The sequence below is a fragment of the Mesorhizobium sp. B2-5-7 genome, from assembly GCF_006440875.1.
Lineage (GTDB): Bacteria > Pseudomonadota > Alphaproteobacteria > Rhizobiales > Rhizobiaceae > Mesorhizobium > Mesorhizobium australicum.
This window is the reverse complement of record NZ_VFUO01000003.1, coordinates 441,795-460,447: the sequence shown is the minus strand read 5'-3', so window position 1 is coordinate 460,447 and position 18,653 is coordinate 441,795. Positions and strand designations below refer to the sequence as shown.

At 65.0% G+C, this 18,653-nt stretch carries 20 protein-coding genes and 1 tRNA gene; 10 read left to right on the top strand and 11 right to left on the bottom strand.

The annotated features are described in order from the left end of the window. Positions 1 to 8: 8 nt before the first annotated feature. Entirely contained in the window at positions 9 to 1,553 is a 1,545-nt protein-coding gene (locus FJ543_RS16120) for a sugar ABC transporter ATP-binding protein (RefSeq protein WP_140876194.1), read from the bottom strand. Positions 1,554 to 1,674: 121 nt separating this feature from the next. Then, positions 1,675 to 2,637 (bottom strand): sugar-binding protein, encoded by a 963-nt coding sequence (locus tag FJ543_RS16115; protein WP_140875893.1) that lies wholly within the window; start codon positions 2,635 to 2,637, stop codon positions 1,675 to 1,677. Positions 2,638 to 3,255: 618 nt separating this feature from the next. Here FJ543_RS16115 and FJ543_RS16105 point away from each other — a divergent pair. Continuing rightward, the gene (locus FJ543_RS16105; RefSeq protein WP_181173985.1) at positions 3,256 to 4,380 is read left to right on the top strand and encodes a LacI family DNA-binding transcriptional regulator; all 1,125 of its coding nucleotides are present in this window, start codon (positions 3,256 to 3,258) and stop codon (positions 4,378 to 4,380) included. Positions 4,381 to 4,489: 109 nt separating this feature from the next. Next, the gene (locus FJ543_RS16100; RefSeq protein ID WP_140875891.1) at positions 4,490 to 5,290 is read left to right on the top strand and encodes a class I SAM-dependent methyltransferase; all 801 of its coding nucleotides are present in this window, start codon (positions 4,490 to 4,492) and stop codon (positions 5,288 to 5,290) included. Positions 5,291 to 5,323: 33 nt separating this feature from the next. Here FJ543_RS16100 and FJ543_RS16095 read toward each other — a convergent pair whose 3' ends face one another. From FJ543_RS16095 to FJ543_RS16070, 6 genes are all read right to left on the bottom strand, one after another. Next, entirely contained in the window at positions 5,324 to 5,809 is a 486-nt protein-coding gene (locus FJ543_RS16095) for an SRPBCC family protein (protein WP_140875889.1), read from the bottom strand. A gap of 2 nt (positions 5,810 to 5,811) precedes the next feature. Continuing rightward, positions 5,812 to 6,123, bottom strand: a complete 312-nt coding sequence (locus FJ543_RS16090) for a metalloregulator ArsR/SmtB family transcription factor (RefSeq protein ID WP_015314540.1) — start codon at positions 6,121 to 6,123, stop codon at positions 5,812 to 5,814. A 161-nt stretch (positions 6,124 to 6,284) separates the two neighbouring features. Then, positions 6,285 to 7,043 carry an SDR family NAD(P)-dependent oxidoreductase gene (locus tag FJ543_RS16085; protein WP_140615345.1) on the bottom strand — a complete coding sequence of 253 codons (759 nt, stop codon included), beginning with the start codon at positions 7,041 to 7,043 and terminating at the stop codon, positions 6,285 to 6,287. A gap of 92 nt (positions 7,044 to 7,135) precedes the next feature. Continuing rightward, a tRNA-Arg gene (locus FJ543_RS16080) sits at positions 7,136 to 7,212 on the bottom strand. Between the two features lie 230 nt (positions 7,213 to 7,442). Beyond that, positions 7,443 to 8,366, bottom strand: coding sequence for a DUF1003 domain-containing protein (locus FJ543_RS16075; protein WP_015314520.1), 924 nt, complete (start codon positions 8,364 to 8,366; stop codon positions 7,443 to 7,445). Between the two features lie 254 nt (positions 8,367 to 8,620). After that, entirely contained in the window at positions 8,621 to 9,514 is an 894-nt protein-coding gene (locus FJ543_RS16070; RefSeq protein WP_041163258.1) for a D-alanyl-D-alanine carboxypeptidase family protein, read from the bottom strand. Positions 9,515 to 9,773: 259 nt separating this feature from the next. On the opposite strand from FJ543_RS16070, the gene FJ543_RS16065 reads away from it, so the two are divergent. The 4 genes from FJ543_RS16065 to FJ543_RS16050 all read left to right on the top strand — a co-directional run bounded on the left by FJ543_RS16065 (position 9,774) and on the right by FJ543_RS16050 (position 13,994). Beyond that, entirely contained in the window at positions 9,774 to 11,585 is a 1,812-nt protein-coding gene (locus FJ543_RS16065) for a hypothetical protein (RefSeq protein WP_015314518.1), read from the top strand. A gap of 117 nt (positions 11,586 to 11,702) precedes the next feature. Next, positions 11,703 to 12,797 carry a hypothetical protein gene (locus tag FJ543_RS16060; protein ID WP_140875887.1) on the top strand — a complete coding sequence of 365 codons (1,095 nt, stop codon included), beginning with the start codon at positions 11,703 to 11,705 and terminating at the stop codon, positions 12,795 to 12,797. A 137-nt stretch (positions 12,798 to 12,934) separates the two neighbouring features. Next, positions 12,935 to 13,555 carry a nucleoside triphosphate hydrolase gene (locus FJ543_RS16055; protein WP_140615341.1) on the top strand — a complete coding sequence of 207 codons (621 nt, stop codon included), beginning with the start codon at positions 12,935 to 12,937 and terminating at the stop codon, positions 13,553 to 13,555. Positions 13,556 to 13,640: 85 nt separating this feature from the next. Beyond that, positions 13,641 to 13,994, top strand: coding sequence for a hypothetical protein (locus tag FJ543_RS16050; protein WP_140875885.1), 354 nt, complete (start codon positions 13,641 to 13,643; stop codon positions 13,992 to 13,994). Between the two features lie 26 nt (positions 13,995 to 14,020). Here the strand turns inward: FJ543_RS16050 and FJ543_RS16045 are convergent, their stop codons facing one another. The 3 genes from FJ543_RS16045 to FJ543_RS16035 form a co-directional block, all read right to left on the bottom strand. Further along, positions 14,021 to 14,725, bottom strand: coding sequence for a glutathione S-transferase N-terminal domain-containing protein (locus tag FJ543_RS16045; protein ID WP_140615337.1), 705 nt, complete (start codon positions 14,723 to 14,725; stop codon positions 14,021 to 14,023). A gap of 200 nt (positions 14,726 to 14,925) precedes the next feature. Continuing rightward, positions 14,926 to 16,134 (bottom strand): beta-ketoacyl-[acyl-carrier-protein] synthase family protein, encoded by a 1,209-nt coding sequence (locus FJ543_RS16040; RefSeq protein WP_015314513.1) that lies wholly within the window; start codon positions 16,132 to 16,134, stop codon positions 14,926 to 14,928. A gap of 4 nt (positions 16,135 to 16,138) precedes the next feature. After that, complete coding sequence (locus FJ543_RS16035) at positions 16,139 to 16,393, bottom strand: acyl carrier protein (protein ID WP_015314512.1); 255 nt, start codon at positions 16,391 to 16,393, stop codon at positions 16,139 to 16,141. Between the two features lie 202 nt (positions 16,394 to 16,595). Here FJ543_RS16035 and FJ543_RS16030 point away from each other — a divergent pair, with 202 nt between their 5' ends. Genes FJ543_RS16030 through FJ543_RS16015 form a run of 4 tightly spaced genes read left to right on the top strand, consistent with a single transcriptional unit; the run spans position 16,596 to position 18,647 of the window. Further along, the gene (locus FJ543_RS16030) at positions 16,596 to 17,438 is read left to right on the top strand and encodes an urease accessory protein UreD (RefSeq protein ID WP_140875883.1); all 843 of its coding nucleotides are present in this window, start codon (positions 16,596 to 16,598) and stop codon (positions 17,436 to 17,438) included. A 28-nt stretch (positions 17,439 to 17,466) separates the two neighbouring features. Continuing rightward, the gene (locus FJ543_RS16025; RefSeq protein WP_140875881.1) at positions 17,467 to 17,769 is read left to right on the top strand and encodes an urease subunit gamma; all 303 of its coding nucleotides are present in this window, start codon (positions 17,467 to 17,469) and stop codon (positions 17,767 to 17,769) included. Between the two features lie 10 nt (positions 17,770 to 17,779). Further along, positions 17,780 to 18,034: a DUF1272 domain-containing protein gene (locus FJ543_RS16020; protein WP_023781864.1), complete on the top strand. Its 255-nt coding sequence runs from the start codon at positions 17,780 to 17,782 to the stop codon at positions 18,032 to 18,034. Positions 18,035 to 18,059: 25 nt separating this feature from the next. Beyond that, on the top strand, positions 18,060 to 18,647 hold the full coding sequence (locus FJ543_RS16015) for a HupE/UreJ family protein (RefSeq protein ID WP_140875879.1): 588 nt from the start codon (positions 18,060 to 18,062) through the stop codon (positions 18,645 to 18,647). Positions 18,648 to 18,653 lie beyond the last annotated feature (6 nt).

Sequence of the window (18,653 nt, the reverse complement as noted above, 5' to 3'; positions counted from 1 at the left end):
GTCTCCGCTTACGGCCTGTTCGCCGGTTTGCCCACCGCGAGCAAAAGCACGTTTTCCTGGCTGAACTGATCCTTGTCGAGAATGCCCGAGATCTGGCCCTCATGCATGACGGCGATGCGATCGGAGACGCCGATCACCTCTTCCATGTCGGAGGAGATCATCAGCACGGCGACGCCGGCGTCGGCCAGCGCCCGCATCAGCCCGTAGATCTCGGCCTTGGCGCCGATATCGATGCCGCGCGTCGGCTCGTCGAGGATCATCACCTTCGGGTTCATGGCCAGCCATTTGCCGAGCACGACCTTCTGCTGGTTGCCGCCCGACAGCGTGCCGGTGCGCGTCTGCACCGAGGGCGCCTTGATGCCGAGGTTTTTCTTCTGCTTCTCGGCGGTGGCGGTCTCGGCGCTTGCGGAGACCAGCGAGCGCCTGGCATGCGCCGGCAGATTGGGGAGTGAAATATTCTGCGCGATCGACAGGTCGAGCAGGATGCCGGTCAGCTTGCGGTCTTCCGGCACGAGGAAGATGCCTTGCGTGACTGCGTCCGCCGCGCTGGCCAGCGTTAACGGCTTGCCGTTGAGCTCCAGCGTGCCGCCAAGGCTGGCTTCGATGCCGAAGAACACCCGCGCCAGTTCGGTTCGGCCGGAGCCGACAAGGCCGGCAAGGCCGAGGATTTCGCCGCGCCTGACGTCGAGATCGACCGGCCGGCTGGGGTAGGTGGGGGTGCGGACGGCCTTGGCCGCAAGCGCCACGGCGCCGGGGGCACGCGCCGCCTCGGAGGCCTTTTCGCGCTCCTTCAGCATGCGGCCGATCATCAGCTTGACCATCTGGTCGTGATTGATGTCGCGCTTGCCGAGCGTCCCGGCCAGCATGCCGTCGCGCAGCACCACGACGCGGTCGGCGACGCGCTCGATCTCGTGCAGGCGGTGCGAGATGAAGATGACGCTGATGCCGTCGGCCTTCAGCGCCTTGATGACGTCGAGCAGCTTGTCGGTCTCGGCCAGCGGCAAGCTCGATGTAGGCTCGTCGAGGATCACCAGGCGCGCCTTGATCGACAGCGCCTTGGCGATCTCGACCATCTGCTGCTGCGCCAGCGACAGATCCGCGACCTGCGTGTCGGCGGAGAAGTTGGCGCCGACGCGCTTCAGCAGCGGCGCCACCATGTCGCGCAGTTTCGCGCGGTCGACCAGTCTCAGCGGTCCGGCGCGCAGCGGCTCGCGGCCGAAGAAGATGTTGGCGGCGACGTCGAGGTTTTCGAAGAGGTTGAGTTCCTGGTGGACGAAGGCGATGCCCGAACCCAGGCTCCCCTCCACGCTCAGGCCTTTATGGGCGGTGCCGTCGACCGTGATGGCACCGCTATCGGGCGTGGTGACGCCGCCGAGGATCTTCATCAGCGTCGATTTGCCGGCGCCATTCTCGCCGACCAGGCCGATGACCTCGCCCGGCCTGACCTCCATGGAAAACCCGTCGAGCGCCACGACGCCCGGATAGGTCTTGCGCACGTTCTCGAGGCTGAGAAACGGGGTGGTCGCCGCGATGGATGTGTCGGAATAATTCATCATGCCTGACAGCAGCCGGTGGGCCGACATGACCCGTTCTGCAGACTGACGACCCCGGCAGGGTTCGTCAATGCGAACAGCCGGCTCAAGCGAAGTTGAGCCGGCTGAACTGCTTCTGGTCTTAGTTTCCAGCCATCGCCTTGAGATTGGCGGCGTAAGCGTCGACGTCATCCTTGCCGATGATCTTGGTCGGGATGATGATCAAATTGCCGGCCGGGATGCCCGACTTGTCACCCTTGAGATAGGCGGCCATCAGCCTCATGCCCTGATAGGCCCATTCGAAGGGCTGCTGCACGACGGTGGCGGCAATGGTGCCTTCCTTGACGCCGCCCAGCGTGATCGGATCGTCGTCGAAGCCGACGACGGTGATCGAGCCAAGCTTGCCGGCATCGCGCAGCGCTTCATAGATGCGTGGCGTGTTGTAGGAGTAGAAGCCGACCATGCAGGTGACGTCGGGGCTGGCGACCAGCGCGTCCTCGACATTCTTCTTGGCACGCGCCTGGTCAATGTCGTCGCCGCGCACGTCGACGAGTTCGATCTTGGTGCCGGCGAGGCCGTCCTTCATGCCCTGGATGCGCTCCTTGGCATTGTCGGCGCCGAGCAGGCCGACGAAGCCCAGGCACTTGCCGCCGTCCGGCATCGCCTTCTTGGCGATTTCGGCCGCCTGCTTGCCGGCGTCGACATTGGACGAGCCGATATAGGCGACACGCTTGGTCTGCGGGGCATCGCTATCGGTGGTGAACAGCGCCGTTTGCGAAGCGATCTTGTTCAGGCCATCCGTCGAGGTCTTGGGATCGACGGCCGAGACCATGATGCCCTTGACGCCGGCGGTCACCAGGTCGTCCATCAGCCGCTGCTGGATGGCGACGGAGGATTGTTCGGGATATTTGAGTTCGAGCGTATAGTCGGGCAGTTCGCCCTGCGCCTTCTTGACGCCGGCTTCGGCCGCTTTCCAGAAGTCGGAAGCGCCGTTGACGACGAAGGCCAGCGTCGGCTTGTCGTCGGCGCGCGCGATTGCCGTCGCCGTCAGGCCGACAGCCAGGGCCGCGGCGGCCACGGATGCATTGCGTATCAAGGATTTCATGTTCAACCTCCCGTTTTGGTCAGTCGTAGGACTGGCCGGACTTGCTCACTGGATTGTCTTGCACACTAAATTTGTCTTGCTCACCTGAATTGCCGTCTGCGGCGTGGACGCCCTCCTCCTCAAGGGGTTCCCGGCAGTGAAAGAATGGCGTCGTTACCAGCCACGGCCACGGACTTTAGAGACTCATTCTTCGTTCGTAAATAGTCCGATTTGTCTGACATATCACATATCTGAGACATGGTTTGCGGAAGTCATATCCGCCCCCCATCGGGCCATTCACAGACACTTCCATCGCAGCCGGACCAATCGGGGCCGGCGGCGATGGATTGACGGTATAGCGCATCCTTGTATTAGTAAACACTATTAGCAAACGACCGGTCCGGTGGCGCTCGGGTGTCATGGCCGAATCGATCTACCGACGCGGCGATGGCTGATCGCACGCAGCCAGGGCCTTTGCGACCTCTGGTTTTTGCGGGGGCTCGAGCCGGTGTGTCGGGGATGGGTCTCAAGGATGGTAATAATTATTAGTGCGGTCGATGCGCATGTGAATCGGAAGCGCCGCCTCATCTTGTTGGACCGGGGGGCTGCGGCTAGACAGGCTGGGGATTTGGGGGCGGCATGAGCGAGACGACGGACCAGGCCATCAGGAAGCGCCGCAAGGCGGCGGCAAAGCCCAAGGGCCGCGTCACCATGACCGACATCGCACGCGCCGCCGGCTGCTCGCAGGCGACGGTTTCCTTCGTGCTCAACAATTCGCCTGGCATTCGCCTGTCGCGGCAGACGCGGGAGCGGGTGATCGAGGCGGCGCGGGCGCTCGGCTACAGCGCCCCCGCCTTCTCCGCGCTGAAGCCCGTTGCGGCTTTCGAGGGAATTTTTGATGGCCCCGCCTTCGACGGACTCGACGGCGTGATCGGCTTCGCCGTCGACCAGCTCGCCACCAGCCCGGAAGCCGTGGTCGCCATCGAGGGCGCGCGCCAGGCCTCGTGGAATGCCGGCAACGTGCTTCTGGTGGCGCAGACCATGGGCGACGCCGTGATGGAGCCGCGCGCCATCTCGGCGCTGACCAGGCGCGGCATTTCGGCACTGATCTACATGACCATCTTCACCCGCGAAATCACGGCGCCCGATTTCCTCTATGGCCTCGAGATCCCGGTCATCCTGCTCAACTGCTACACGGCGGACTATGCATTCCCCGCCGTGGTGCCCTCCGAAATCGCCGGCGGCCAGAGCTCGACGCGACACCTGATCAGCCATGGCCACCGCCGCATCGCCACCATCACGGGCGAATCCTGGATGCAGGCAGCGCAGGACCGGCTGAAAGGCTACCGCCGCGCACTCGCCACCGCCGACATCCCCTTCGACCCCGAACTGGTGGTCGAGGGCGACTGGTCGGCCAGCGCCGGCTACGCCGCGACAGTGAAGCTCTTGGCCCTGAAGGACCGCCCGACCGCGATCTTCTGCCAGAACGACCGCACCGCGATCGGCTGCTACGAAGCCCTGAAGGAAGCCGGCCTGCACATTCCCGCCGACATCTCGGTCGTTGGCTATGACGACGAGGAAATCGCCCGGCATTTGTTCCCGCCGCTGACGACGTCGATCCTTCCGCACATGGCCATGGGCCAATGGGCGATCGAGCAGCTGGAAGCGCCTGCGATAGTGGGGCGGGGGCGATATCCAATCACCAAGCTGGAATGCCCGCTGGTGGAGCGCGAGAGCGTGGCGGCATTCAAGGGTGTCGCATAAGAGCCGGACTTTTCCTCCCGCACTCGGAGGCAGGCGTCCGCCGTGCTCCCCTGCCTTGGCTTCATCCTGATAGAGGTCTAGCCTGCGCCCGCAGCCAAGGGAGGGGCATATGACGTCGAGTTTCACCGTTCATGACGCGTCCGGCTATGAGCAACTGATGGGCCGCTGGAGCCGAAAGCTCGCGCCCAGCTTCATCGGCTTCGCCGGGCTCGCCCCCAGCGAAAAGATCCTCGACGTCGGCTGCGGCACCGGCAGCCTGGCGTTCGAACTGGCGAAATCCGCCGACCTCGCGGCGATCGCGGCCATCGACTTTTCGCCTGTTTTGGTCGAGGCCGCAAAGCGACGCAACACCGATCCGCGCATCGAGATATCGCAGGCCGACGCCACCGCCTTGCCGTTCGCCGACAATGCGTTCGACCGCGCGTTGGCGCTGCTGGTGCTTCACTTCGTGCCGGAAGCCGGCAAGGCGGTTGCCGAAATGCGCCGGGTGACGCGGCCGGGCGGCGTGGTCGCGGCCGTGGTGTGGGACCATCTCGGCGGCATGGCGGGCATGCGCATGATGATCGACACGGTCGCCGCGCTCAGCGAGAGCGGGCGCCAGCTGCGCGGCCGCTATTGCTTCCAGCCGATGATGCAGCCCGGCGAAATGAAGCGGACCTTCATCGAGCAGGGGCTGGCCGACGTGACCGAAACCGAGCTGATGATCCGCATGGATTACCAGGACTTCGCCGATTACTGGGCGCCGATTTCAGCCGGCGAGGGCCCGCTCGGCAAATACGTGACCACGCTGGAGGCAGCCGAGCGCGAGCGCACCGAGGCTGCCGTCCGCGATGCCTATCAGGCCGGGCGACCGGACGGCCCGAGGTCGTTCGCCAATGTCGCCTGGGCGTGCAGGGGCGTGGCGCCCTGACCACCCAGGCGGCGAAGCGCCTTTGAACCGCGATCAGGCCTGCCGAGCAACCAGATCGGCATAGCGCTGCAGGTAAAGCGGCCAGCCCTGATCGCCGGCGACGCTGTCGCGCACACCTTCCCAGCCCTGGCCATGGCGCTCCAGGTTGCGGTGCTCGATCTCGACGCGGGTACGCCCAGCCGTTTCGGCGGTGAACCGCACTTCCCACTCGCTGGTCTTGGCCGGATCGGTCTCGATGCGCCATTGCGGGCTGATGTCCCAGCTCAGGAGCACGCGGTTGGGGGGCTCATAGGCCAGCACGCGCGCCCAGCGGCACTTGCTGCCGTCGACGCCGCGGTCATAGACGTGGCCGCCGACGCGAGGCTCGAACACCGTCTCGGCGATCTGGGCTGCAAGCAGGTTATGCTCGGGCGGTTTGAAACTGCCGAAATCCTCGGTGAAGACCTTGAAGGCGCGCTCGATCGGCGCTTCGACGACGACGGATTGTTTCACGGAGGCGATGGGGATCTGGGTGTTCATGGTCACTCCTCTGGTGGGGTCTCGACGGCCAGCTTGTAGGCCGCGAGCGTCTTGCTCCAGAACCGGTCGAGCCAGGCGCGCATCTGGCCCAGCCCGTGCGGATCGATGTGGTAGACGTTGCTGGCGCCCTTCGGCTCCGCGCGCACCAGCCGCGAGTCGCGAAGCACCTTGAGATGCTGCGACACCGCGGACTGCGACACGCTGACCTGCCGCGTGACCTCCGCCACCGAGCGCGGACGCTCCGCGATCAGCTCGAAAATCTGCCTTCGGGTCGGATCGCCCAGGGCGGCAAGCTGTGCGCTATCAACAGTCATGACTTATGATTAGTGCAGGCTGATGGTTGAGTCAAGTGACGGTGCCAGCGGCCAGGTGGCGGCGGGGAAATTTCTAACGAGAATAGAGGTTACACTTCATTACGGTGGAAGGAGTTGCGCCAAGGTGGAAATCCGCCAAGGCATGAGACTGGCCGCGCCGTCTATCCCTTGCGTTCTTCAAGGCTGTTGCCGCCATCGACCACCAGCAAGGCGCCGTTGATATAGCTGGCGCTCTCGGAAGCCAGGAACACGACCGCCGCCGCGACCTCGTCGGGCCGGCCGGCGCGGCCCGGCGGCGCATGCAGGGCCGCCATCCGCTCCGCCTCGCTCGACGCGCCGGTTTCGATCCAGCCGGGCGCGACGGCATTGGCGGTGACCCCGTGGCGCGCCGCTTCCAGCGCCAATGTCCGGGTCAGGCCGACCATGCCGGCCTTCGCCGCGGAATAGGCGGCGGTGCCCTGGTAGGATACCAGCGGCCCGGTCACCGACGCGACGTTGACGATGCGCCCATACCCCGTTTCGACCATCGCCGGCAGAAACGCCCTGGTGACGAGAAACGCGGTCTTCAGGCTGGTCTCGATGCCCCGGTCCCACTCGGCCTCGCTCATCGCCAGGAACGTCTTGTCCACGGACGGCGACGCCAGCGATCCCATGCCGGCATTGTTGACCAGGATATCGACAGCGCCGACCTCGGCCCGCAGCCGCTCCACCTCCGTCGCGATGGTAAGATCGGCGACTGCAGCCGTGGCATCGACGCCATCGCCGCGAAGCTCGCCAGCGCGCTCCAGCACCCGCGCGCTGGCGCCGGTCAGGAAAACCGCATGCCCGGCCCGGCCAAACTGCCGCGCAATGGCAAAGCCGATGCCGTCGGCAGCGCCGGCGCCGGTGATCAGGACACGCCTGGTGGTGGTTGTGGCCAAGTCTGGCTCCAAAACCCGTTCGGGTCAGAAGTGTTACCCATGTCTCCGGTATAAACCGTAACCTATGTGTCCGGAACGGACCCTTGGAAGCATGGCGCACCCGACAGGATTCGAACCTGTGACCTCTGCCTTCGGAGGGCAGCGCTCTATCCAGCTGAGCTACGGGTGCTTTCAAGGCGAAGAGCCCGGAAAACGAACCAGCCGGCCGAACCGGCAAGTCACGGCTTCTTAGCGGAAGCGCGCGCGGGCTTCAACGGGCAATTGGCGGCGTTGCGAACTTGGCTTGATGCGTCTGGGCCTCGCGTACGGCATCCTGCTCTTCGCAGGCTCAGGGCGTTCGAAGCTCGAAAGGCCAAGCAGTTGGCTTTTCGTCCGCTACACGGACCACTCCTCACCCCTTCACTGCTCTACCGGGCTCTTCACCGGCCGCCGCCCGCGCACCGCCCGCTTTGCCTTCTTGGCGCTCGCCAGCTCATGCATGGCATCGAGCTGCATCTGCTGCATCTCGGCCAGCCGCGTCCATTGCCGCGAGATGAGGTAGTCGAGCTTTTCGTGCAGGTGGCGGACTTCCAGTTCGGCCTTGAGGTTGACGCGGTAGTCGTTGAAGGAGCGCAGCCGATCCTTGGCCTCCGTCCGTCTCTGGCTCATCATGATGATCGGCGCCTGGACGGCGGCGATGCAGGAGAGCAGCAGGTTGAGCAGGATGAAGGGGTAGGGGTCGAAGGCGCCCGCCATGCCCGCGATCAGGTTGATGCCGATCCACACCAGGAGCACACTGGCGAACGAGATCAGGAACCACCAGCTGCCGCCGAATGCGGCCATGTTGTCGGAAACGCGGTCGGCGAAGGAGCGGTGCTCCTCGAATTCTTCTTCACTGTTCTCCGAGATCGTGTCCTGCCGGGCGATCGATTCCACCACCTGGCGGTCGAGCTCGGAGAATTCGCCGTGCTCCTGCTGTAAGAGCTCCTCCATGTAGCGCATGCGGTAGCGGCCGAGCTCCTCGCGGCTGATGCGCGCGCCCTTGGGCAGGTCGGGGTGGTCCGAATGAATGCGGTCGGCGAGGCTCGGGCGCAGCGTGTCGATGCGCACAAGGTCGCGCTTGCGGAATTTGCGGCCCGAGATCGCCGATGGCTTTTTCTTCGGCTTCAGCCGTGATGCGCCGGGGCCTGACGGTTCGGAGTCCGGCACTTCGGGCGTGTCGAAATGCTCGTCGGAAACCTCGTGCAAATCCTCTTGCGTGGTCGGCGCCTCGAAATACTCGCCGCCGCTGTCGTTCTCATTGTCGGCCGACTTCTGCTCGGATGCCTTGGGAACGGTGCTCATGATGGGCTCCTGCGCTGTAAGTTAGGATACGCTGAGGCGACGGCGCTTATCCACTGTCGGATTTCGCAGCCTATGCCACGTCTTCCGCACGATTGCGTGACAGTCGCAAGATGGTAGCCGGCTGTGAGGTTTTTACAGTGACCAAGGCACGACTTGGGTCGGCGTCCGCCCAAGGGCGGACCGTGTCTTCACCGTTCATCGTTCAAAAAGCCAGGCAAGTGGCTTTTTGTCCGCTGCGCGGATCACGCCTCACTTCACTGCTGTTCGGCGAACATCAGCCTGGTCTTGGTGTCGGCCATGGTGGGCGACAGGCTGCGCTGGATCAGCGCTTCGACATGGTCGTTGCGCTGGCGGGCACTGTCGGCGCCCATCACCACCACGATCAGCTGGCGGCCGTCGGCATCGTAGGAGGTGACGATGTTGAAGCCGGAAGCCCTGATATAGCCTGTCTTGATGCCGTTCACGCCGCGCACGCGGCCGAGCATGTCATTATGTCCGCGCACCAGCCGGCCGCGAAACATGAAGTCGCTTTCGGAGAAATAATGGAAGTGCTGCGGGAAGCGCCGCTGCAGCGACATGCCGAGCACCGCCATGTCGTGGGCGGTCGTCATCTGGCCGTCGTCGGGCAGGCCCGATGCGTTGCGGAAGGTGGTGCTGCTCATGCCGAGCTGGCGCGCCTTGGATGTCATCATGGCGGCGAACTGGTCTTCAGAGCCGCCGAGATATTCGCCCACCGCCACCGCCACGTCATTGGCCGATTTGACGACGATGGCGCGGATGGCGGAATCGACATCGATCGTCTCCCCGCGCCGGAAACGCATCTTGGTTGGCGGCTGCGAGGCGGCGTGGTCGGAAACCGGGATCTGCGTTTCCTTGGTGACGCGGCCGGTCTCCATCGCCTCGAACAGCAGATAGAGCGTCATCATCTTGGTCAGCGAGGCCGGATAACGCTGCGCCGTCGAATTGACCTCGAACAGCTGCTTGCCGCTCTTTCCGTCGACGACGATGGCCGCGTATTTCTGCGGCGGCGCCGGCACGGCCAGAACGCTGTCGGGCGGGGCCGTGGTCGAGCAGCCGGCCGTCAGGGCCGCCAGGGCCAGGACAGCCAGGATTTTCTGGAAGAGCGGAAAGAGACGCGGCAAGGACAAGGGCTGGACTGTTCTGGCGATGCTGTTGCTGAGATAAGGCGAAGCTAACGTAACGCGGCGGGTGCGTCCATTTGGTTAATGCCGGTTAGCCCCGGGAATGTCGAGTGCCGGCGCGACCTGTTTCCCCACCCGCCAGAGGCCAGGGAGAGGAACCAAGCCTTGCCACCGCCCCGAAATCGCCCGTTTCCTGTCTTTCCTTGCCAAAGCCGCGTTTCCCGTGGGAAGGAGCGTGGCATCTGGCGGCAGGGGGGCTCGCAAAATGGCTGACATTGGGGCTGGCGCCGCGCCGTCATTGATCAGGGCGTCGCTCAGCCGCACCGGCAAATGGGCCGGCAGCATCGCCTTCATCGGCGGCGCCGTTTCCGACATCCTCAACCCGCTGGCGCCGTTCGCCGCCTATATCGCGCTGGCTGCCTCGATCGCGGCCGTCATCATCGCCATTGCCATCGTGCTCAGGCTCGTGCTGGCGGCCAAGGCGCTGCCGGCGCTGGTGTTCGCCACCAGTGCGGCGGCGGTTGCCGGCGGCGTCTACGCCGTGCAGAAGGAGACCAATTCGCAGAACGGCATCATCGCCAGCCTGGTGCCGGCGATCGCCCAACTGCAGCAGTCGATTGGCATCGTCGCCGAAAAGGTGGCCAGGATCGAGCAGACGGTCACGCAAACCCAGAAGACCGTCGAAGAGGTCAAGAAATCGACCGACACGGTTGCCCAGAAAACCGATCAGATCGCCTCCGCCCAGCAGCAGCAAGCGGCCCAAGGCGCCGCGACGCAAAGGACCGTCGAAGCGGTCAAGCAAACCACCGAGACACTCGTGGGCGGCCAGCAGCAGCAAGTGGCCCAGGCCGAAAAGCTTCAGGCGACGACTGAGCAGATCGCCGCCTCGATCGACACGATAGCCAAGGGGTTTGCCACCTTGGCCGCGCAAGGCGGCGCCATCGCCGAGCCGAAGCGGCCGGACGAGTTCTACCACAATGCCCGCGTCTACGAGCTCTCGGGCGACATGCTCAACGCGCGGCGCTCCTACCTCGCCTTTGCCGGCTTCGATGTCGACGCCATCGACCCCTATACGCGCTTTGCCACACTTCTGCGGGTCCAGGATGGCAAGGCCGGCGCCCGCGAGGTGTTCGGCCAGCTCGCGGAGAAAGCCAAGGCGCCATCGATCAAGCTCGTCCACCTGCTGCAGTTCGACGATACGCAGCGGCTCGACAAGCTCAACGCCTTCATCGCCGCCAATCCGGACTATGCGCCCGCCTATTTCCTGTTGGCGCAGGAGTTCTCGGAGGATCGGCTCGGCAGCCAGACGCTGGCCGATAAGCGCAGCGAAGCCCAGGCGCTGACCAAGTTCGTCTCTTACGAGAAGGATGGCGGGCTGCTCGGATATTTCGTCGACCAGACCCAGCTTGCCGACTGGCTGGACCGCGGCCGCAGCCGGCTGGCGGCCCTTGGCGACGTGCTCGACCCCGCCCGCTTCGCGCCGTCGCTGACGCCGATGCGTTCCAACCAGGGCTGGTCGATGACCATTTCGCTGCCCGAGCCGGCGACCGCGATATCCTGGCGTCTTGGCGGCACCGGCCCCTTCACCGACACCGGCTTGCTGGCGCTCAACGACCAGCGAACCGGCAAGCCGATGCCCAATCCGAGCTTCGAATTGCCCGACAGCACGGCGCAGACCACGATCGCGATCAAATACCTCGACATCAGGGGGCGCGAGACCGGCCCGTTCGACATAGACTTCGACCCGGATGCCGCCCTGCAACAGGGCAACAAGCAGATCCTCGACCAGTTCTGGACGTCATGGATCGCCTTCGACGCCAGCGGCAATCATGGGCTGGTCTATTTCACGCAGATGCTGTCCTACCGCTGCGCCATCAAGGAAGTGCATTACAGCCTGAATGGTGCCGCGCTCGACAAGACCCTTCCCATGCCGCCCTGCAATGCCAGGGATCCCTACGCCATCCCCGATGATTTCCAGCCCTATTTCAAGGTCGTCGAAAGCGTGACCTCGATGTCGGTGCAGGTGACCTATACCGACGGGACGAAATCGCCGGTGCGGGACTACAAGCGGCAATAGAGCTCGCATTTTCCGACGACGGCGAGCGCAAAACCGATGCAAAATACGCGCCCGCGCGCTTGCGCGGTGCGCCGAACGGGTTCTTCTTGGCACCCTTCGGATTCGGGTGAGAGAGCCATGGATACAGTCACGATCAACGCCAAGGGCATTTCGGTTTCGCTCGACCTCACAGTCGGCCACATCGCCGACATGATCATCGAGAGCGGCGCGCGCCGGTTGAAGCCGCTGCACCGCGCACCCTGGATCGACGCGGGCGAGACGCTGCCTCCGGACCTGCCGCGAGGCACCGTCAGGCTCTCCGGCGACTTTCTGTGCGCGCCGTTTTCGCGCAGCGATGTCGAGGAGGCGCCGCTGCATGGCTGGCCGGCCAACAGCGCCTGGGATGTGGTCGACAGCGGCGCCACGGATGGTGGCTGGCGCGCGGTCTTCCGGCTGCGCCACAAGGTGATGGGCGCCAGCGTCGACAAGATTTTCACGCTGCGCGACGACCATCCTTTTCTCTACCAGGAACATGTGTTTTCCGGCGGGTCCGGCGCGATCTCGGTTGCCCATCACCCGATGACGGTAATGAAAGGCGGCGGCAGGCTGGCTTTCTCGCCGAAGCGGTTTGCCGCCACGCCAGCCGATCCGCTGGAGCCGGACCCCGTGCGCGGTCGCTTCATGCTGGCCTACCCCGGTCGGTCGTCGGACCTCGGGCATTTCCCTGCTGCCGGCGGCGGCACGCTCGATCTGACGGATTACCGCATGGATGACCGGCGCGAGGATTTCCTCACCCTGGTCGAGGCCGACCATGGCGGGCCGGGCTGGACCGCGCTGGCGCGCCAGGCCGAGGACGATTTGGTGCTGGTGCTGAAGAACCCGGCCGAACTGCCTGTTACCATGCTTTGGTTCAGCAATGGCGGGCGCGACTACGCGCCGTGGAGCGGCCGCCATCTCGGCGTGCTCGGCATCGAGGATGGGCGCACCGCGGTCGGCCACGCCGCCTCGCTGGGCGACAACTGGCTGAAGCGCGAGGGCGTGGCGACCGCGTTCGCGCTCGGCCAGGATCGCGTCTCGTTCCGCCATGTCATCGGTGCGTTGCCTCTGTCGGGTGGCGGGCCTCCGCGCGCGATCACCACGGCGGGTGGCCGCCTGCGGTTGGCTGGCGCCGCGGTATCGGAGGTCCCGTTCGATAGCGAATTTCTGCGTATCGGCCAGCCAGCGGCATGCTGAAGACAAAGCCGTAACGGACTAATCGCAGTCGCCACTGCTGACTCCACAACCGGTCGCTCTAAATCGTGCAAATCGCGGTTTGAAATTTCAAGCGACCGCCGACAAGATGCGTCCAAATCCGCGGAAGGAGCCGAAAAATGTCCGAAATCGCCCACCTCGCCGCCACCATCTTCAAGCGCGCCGGCAAGGCAAATCGCTTCATCGTCGCCATTGCCGGGCCGCCGGGCGCCGGCAAGTCGACACTGTCGGCAAGCCTGCATGACCTTTTGCCGGAAGGCGCGGTGGAGGTCGTGCCCATGGACGGCTTCCACTATGACGACATCGTGCTCGAGCGGCGCGGTCTGCGGGCGCGAAAGGGCGCGCCCGACACGTTCGACTTTGGCGGCTTCGAGACGCTTTTGAAGCGCATCCGCGCCGGCGAGGCCGAGATTGCCATTCCGGTGTTTGACCGCGGCATGGAATTGTCGCGCGCCGCCGCGGCGATTGTCGGCGCCGAGACCAAGTTCATCCTGGTGGAAGGCAATTACCTGCTGCTCGACGAGGAGCCGTGGTCGCGCCTGGCGCCGCTGTTCGATTTCTCGATCTTCGTCGACGTGCCGCGCAACGAGCTCGAACGCCGCCTGATGGAACGCTGGCACGAGCATGGACGTTCCGAGGCGGATGCGCGCGCCTGGATCGCCTCCAACGACATGCCCAACATCGAACGCGTGCTTGCGCGGCGCCGGGCGGCCGACCTGGTCTTTGGTCAACCCGGTTAATTTTCAGTATTTTTCGGCGGGAACCTTAAGACTTACAACGCGTTATCCCGATCAGGCAATCATGCCAGAAGAGGGATTCCGTCCGATGGCAGCAAACACAAAAAAGCCCGCCAGGGGCAAGTCAGCACAACCGAGGGCGCAGTCGACGGCCGGGGCTGGCCCGGCGATCGCCCAGCGCTCCAAGGATGCGAAGGCCTTCGGCAAGGCGGCGCCGAAAAAAGTCGTGCCAGGGTCGAAAGCGACCACGCCGAAAGCGGCCGCCAAGCCCGCCCAGGCGAAGAAGCCGGCCCCAGCCGGCGGCTCGAAAGCAGGCGGCGGCTCGAAGGTTCGCGCCGCGGCCAATGTCGCCGCTGGCGCGGTCGTGGCCACGGCGCGTGGCGTGGCATCCCTTGCCGCCTCCGTGGTCGGCAGGGGCGGACCCAAGGCGAAAGCAAAGTAGGCCGCTCTTCCCGTGGGCTGACGGGTTCAGCCTCGCGCCGGAATGGTCAGGCCTTTCTGCACCGCCGGCCGCGCCAGGCCTCGCTCCAGCCAGGCTGCCAGATTGGCGAAATCGTCGAAGCCGACCAGATCGCGGGCTTCGTAGAAGCCGATCAGGTTGCGCACCCAGCCGAGCAGCGAGATGTCGGCGATGGTGTAGTCATTGTCCATGATCCACTTGCGGCCCTTCAGCCTGACGTCGAGAACGCCGAGCAGGCGGCGCGATTCGTCGCGGTAGCGCTCCAGCGGCCGCTTGTCGGCGATCTCGCGGCCGGCGAATTTGTGGAAGAACCCGACCTGGCCGAACATCGGCCCAATCGCCGCCATCTGGAAGAAGACCCACTGGATCGTCTCGTAGCGCCGCGCCGCGTCGACAGGCATGAGCAGGCCGGTCTTTTCCGCCAGGTAGAGCAGGATCGCGCCGGATTCGAACAGGCCGATCGGCGCACCGTCCGGTCCGTCGGGATCGATGATCGCCGGGATCTTGCCGTTGGGATTGAGCGACAGGAATTCCGGGGTCCAGCTCTCGTTCTTGCCGATGTTGATCAGGTGCGGCTCATAGGGCAGGCCGATTTCCTCCAGCGCGATCGAGATCTTCACGCCGTTCGGCGTCGTTGCCGAATAGAGCTGGATCTGGTCCGGATGCTTAGCCGGCCAGCGGCTTGCGATCGGAAAGGCGGACAGGTCGGCCATCGGGAACTCCTGAGCGGGGGGATGCGCACCAAGCGGCGCGATATTGGCGGGTCGGCCAAGAATTAGGGCTGCGGCGAGGCCGGATCAATATGGCGGCGCCGCTTTCACCACGCACGGACAGTCACCCAATTCGGATCGCGCGAACGGTGGTGACCGCGCGGCCAGGTGGTGACCGCCCGGCCGGTGGTAACCGCCCGGGGTCAGATTGCCTTGAAGGCCAGCACGGCATTGGTGCCGCCAAAGGCAAAGCCATTGCTGATGGCGGCGCGCACCTTGCGCTCGCGCGCGACATTCGGCGTGACGTCGAGATCGCAGTCGGGATCGGCCTCGCGGTAATTCGCCGTTGGCGGCACGACGCCTTCGCGGATCGCCATGACGCAGGCGATCATCTCCAGCCCGCCCGAAGCGCCGAGGCAATGCGCGTGCATCGACTTGGTCGAGGAGACGGATAGCGCGCGCGCATGGTCGCCGAAGACGCGCTTGATCGCGAGGGTTTCGATCTGGTCGTTGGCCTTGGTGCCGGTGCCGTGCGCGTTTAGGTAGTCGATATCCTCTGGATTGAGCCCGGCATCCGCCAGGCAGAAGCGCATCGCCGCTTCCGGCCCCTCGACGGTCGGCGCGACGATATCGGAGGCATCGGCTGAAAGGCCGGCGCCGGCGATTTCAGCCAAAATGGTGGCGCCGCGTGCCATCGCATGGTCGTAGCTTTCCAGAACCGCCATGCCGGCGCCTTCGCCCAGCACCAGCCCCTGGCGGTCGGCCGAGAACGGCCTGCATGTGTCGGGCGAAAGCACACGCAGCGCCTCCCAGCCCTTCAGCACGCCCCACACGAGCGGCGCATCGGTGCCCCCGGCCACCATCACGTCGGCGCGCCCGAGCCTGATCTGGTCGACCGCCGATGCGATGGCATGATTGGCCGACGAACAGGCCGAAGTGACGCCGAACACCGGTCCGCGCAAACCCAGATGCATGCTGACCTGACCGGCGGCGGCGCCCGGCATCACTCTTGGAACGGTGAAGATACCGGCGCGATTCTTGCCCTCGAGCAGGATGGCGCGATAATTCTCCTCGACGGTCTCGAAGCCGCAGACGCCAACACCGACAATGGTTCCCATCCGATAGGTGTTGTCCGCATGCGGGACCAATCCGGACTGCCGCATGGCTTCTTTCGCCGCGAGCACCGCCAGCAGGCTGAAGCGATCCATCGACACCAGTTGCTTGCGCTCGATGCCGTGATCCGGCAGGGCTTTGATCTCGCAGCCGGTCTTGACCTTCAGGTCGTGCAGGAAGGGGTTGTCGATCGGGCCAATCGCCGACCGGCCGGCCCGCATCTCGGCCCAGATTGCCTGCGCATCGGTGCCCAATCCGCACAGTCCACCGATGCCGGTAATGACGACGCGCTTCAGCATTCGGTCAGGCTTTTTTCGCGATCAGCGCGCGAACGGCCTCGACCATGTCGCCGACGTTCTTCAGGTTGCTCCAGGCATCGACCGTGTTCATCTCGATCTCGATGCCATATTGCTCCTCGAGGTCGAAGATGATCTCGGTCAGCTCCAGCGAATGGATGCCGAGCGCCGTCAATTCGGTTGTGGTGGTGATTTCCTCGCCGCCCGGCTCGGCATGGGCCTTGATCTTCTCGATGATGTCCGCTGCCAGCTGGTCAGCCATTCGGTTTCTTCCCCACTGTGTCGTTTCCCGACGCCAACTGAACGGCGCCTTCTTGTCCTCGATATCAGGCCGCGATCTTCGCCTTATCCCTCCGCCAAGCGTCGCCTGACCGTACCAAGGTGGTTCCCTCTATAGAAACGGAAACGCCATCAAGCAACAAGCTATATGTCGACAAAAGCGCCACAGTGCTTAACCTGACGGCGTGGATACGATCGAAAATACCAGGTTTTCAGGTCAGCTGGCCCAGCGCGCGGCGGGCAAGGCGCGGCTAGGTTGCGCCAGCATTGACGGCCGCACGCGGCTGCGGCGCCTCTATCAGGACGGCTCCGCCAAGATAAGGCTGCCGTATGTTTCGGCCGGCCCGCTGGAGGCCGTCCTGATCAACACCGCCGGCGGGCTGACCGGCGGCGACCGCCTCGGCTGGGATGTCGATGTCGGCCCGCATGCCAGCGCGGGGATAACGACCCAGGCCTGCGAAAAAGTCTATCGCGCCGCATCGGACCATGCCGAAGTCCGGGTCAGGCTGACCGTCGGAGAGAACGGCAGCATCGCCTGGCTGCCGCAGGAAACCATCGTCTTCGATCGCGCCGCGTTTGTCCGTACGTTGGACGTCGAGCTTGCCGCGGGGGCCGAGGCGCTGGTGCTGGAAGCGGCCGTCTTCGGCCGCCTGGCCATGGGCGAACGTGCCACACAGGGCACTTTTCGCGACCGCTGGCGTATCCGCAGGGAAGGAACCCTCATCCACGCCGAGGATTTCCGCATCGGACCTGATATCGCCGAAATCATGGCCCGTCCGGCGATAGCAAATGACGCGATCGCCGTGGCTACGCTGCTGCTGGTGTCGCCGCGCGCGGAAGCCCTGCTCGATCAGGCCAGGGAGATCATTGGCGACCGGGGCGGCGCCAGCGTCTGGACCGTGAAGACATCTGGCAAGCTTCTTGCGAGGCTTTACGCCGGGGACGGCTACCAGCTGCGCCAGCGGCTGGTCCCGCTCGTCGGATTGCTCAACGGAAAAGCGGGGCTGCCCAAATTATGGTCACTGTGACTGTGTCCGCATCATTTCAGGAAGACGCATGAACCTGACGCCAAGGGAAAAGGACAAGCTGCTGGTCGCCATGGCGGCGATCGTGGCGCGCAAGCGGCTGGAGCGCGGCGTCAAGCTCAATCATCCGGAAGCGATCGCGCTGATCACCGATTTCGTCGTCGAGGGCGCCCGCGATGGCCGCCCGGTGGCCGAGCTGATGGAGGCCGGCGCCCATGTGGTCAGCCGCGCTCAGGTGATGGAAGGCATCGCCGAGATGATCCATGACGTACAGGTGGAAGCGACCTTTCCCGACGGCACCAAGCTGGTGACCGTGCACGAACCGATCCGGTGAGGAGACAGACATGCTTGAACTGCGCCCGAACTGTGAATGCTGTGACAAGGATCTGCCGCCGGAAGCGACGGATGCGCGGATCTGCACCTTCGAGTGCACCTTCTGCGCCGGCTGCGTCGAAAACGTGCTTGGCGGCGTCTGCCCGAACTGCGGCGGCAATTTTACGGCCCGGCCGATCCGCCCCGCCGCTATGCTGAAGAAATATCCGGCTTCGACCAAACGCGTGCTCAAGGCCGAGGGCTGCGGCCCCCGCAAGGCCGCCTGACACCGCAAAACGAAAGGCAAGTTAAATGATCCCTGTCAAACGCCTGTGCCTCTCGGCGATCCTGCTCGTGGCGGCGGCGATGCCTGCCTACGCCCATGTCGGCACCGGCACGACCTCCTCCGCCATGGCCGGCTTCACGCATCCGCTGTCGGGCCTCGACCACATGACGGCGATGCTCGCCGTCGGTCTGTGGGCGGCCCTCAAGGGCGGCAAGGCGATCTGGGTCTGGCCGGCGGCGTTCGTCGGCGTCATGCTGGGTGGCGCGGCCCTGGGCATGGCCCATGTGCCGCTGCCCTTCGTCGAGCCGGGTATACTGGCCTCCGTTGTGGCGCTCGGCCTGCTGGTGGCGCTGGCGGTCGATCTGCCTGTTTCGGCCGGTGTCGCCATCATCGGCCTGTTCGCGCTGTTGCACGGCCATGCCCATGGCACGGAAGTGCCGGAAAATGCCGGCGGCCTCGACTATATGGCCGGTTTTGCCGTAGCCACCGTGCTGCTCCATGCCATCGGCATCGCCGTCGGGCTTGGCCTCGGTATGAGGTCCCGCGGCGTGGCTCGCATCACGGGCGCCGCCTGCGCGGCGATCGGCATCGGCCTCGCCTTCGGCGTCGTGTGAGGACCC

Bases quoted from the DNA above. Each gene is read 5' to 3' on its own strand.
- FJ543_RS16120 (WP_140876194.1), bottom strand. From the start codon at position 1,553: ATGAATTATTCCGACACATCCATCGCGGCGACCACCCCGTTTCTCAGC.
- FJ543_RS16060 (WP_140875887.1), top strand. From the start codon at position 11,703: ATGGATACAGTCACGATCAACGCCAAGGGCATTTCGGTTTCGCTCGAC.
- FJ543_RS16115 (WP_140875893.1), bottom strand. From the start codon at position 2,637: ATGAAATCCTTGATACGCAATGCATCCGTGGCCGCCGCGGCCCTGGCT.
- FJ543_RS16055 (WP_140615341.1), top strand. From the start codon at position 12,935: ATGTCCGAAATCGCCCACCTCGCCGCCACCATCTTCAAGCGCGCCGGC.
- FJ543_RS16075 (WP_015314520.1), bottom strand. From the start codon at position 8,366: ATGAGCACCGTTCCCAAGGCATCCGAGCAGAAGTCGGCCGACAATGAG.
- FJ543_RS16045 (WP_140615337.1), bottom strand. From the start codon at position 14,725: ATGGCCGACCTGTCCGCCTTTCCGATCGCAAGCCGCTGGCCGGCTAAG.
- FJ543_RS16095 (WP_140875889.1), bottom strand. From the start codon at position 5,809: ATGAACACCCAGATCCCCATCGCCTCCGTGAAACAATCCGTCGTCGTC.
- FJ543_RS16065 (WP_015314518.1), top strand. From the start codon at position 9,774: ATGGCTGACATTGGGGCTGGCGCCGCGCCGTCATTGATCAGGGCGTCG.
- FJ543_RS16105 (WP_181173985.1), top strand. From the start codon at position 3,256: ATGAGCGAGACGACGGACCAGGCCATCAGGAAGCGCCGCAAGGCGGCG.
- FJ543_RS16015 (WP_140875879.1), top strand. From the start codon at position 18,060: ATGATCCCTGTCAAACGCCTGTGCCTCTCGGCGATCCTGCTCGTGGCG.
- FJ543_RS16020 (WP_023781864.1), top strand. From the start codon at position 17,780: ATGCTTGAACTGCGCCCGAACTGTGAATGCTGTGACAAGGATCTGCCG.
- FJ543_RS16090 (WP_015314540.1), bottom strand. From the start codon at position 6,123: ATGACTGTTGATAGCGCACAGCTTGCCGCCCTGGGCGATCCGACCCGA.
- FJ543_RS16050 (WP_140875885.1), top strand. From the start codon at position 13,641: ATGGCAGCAAACACAAAAAAGCCCGCCAGGGGCAAGTCAGCACAACCG.
- FJ543_RS16035 (WP_015314512.1), bottom strand. From the start codon at position 16,393: ATGGCTGACCAGCTGGCAGCGGACATCATCGAGAAGATCAAGGCCCAT.
- FJ543_RS16025 (WP_140875881.1), top strand. From the start codon at position 17,467: ATGAACCTGACGCCAAGGGAAAAGGACAAGCTGCTGGTCGCCATGGCG.
- FJ543_RS16100 (WP_140875891.1), top strand. From the start codon at position 4,490: ATGACGTCGAGTTTCACCGTTCATGACGCGTCCGGCTATGAGCAACTG.
- FJ543_RS16040 (WP_015314513.1), bottom strand. From the start codon at position 16,134: ATGCTGAAGCGCGTCGTCATTACCGGCATCGGTGGACTGTGCGGATTG.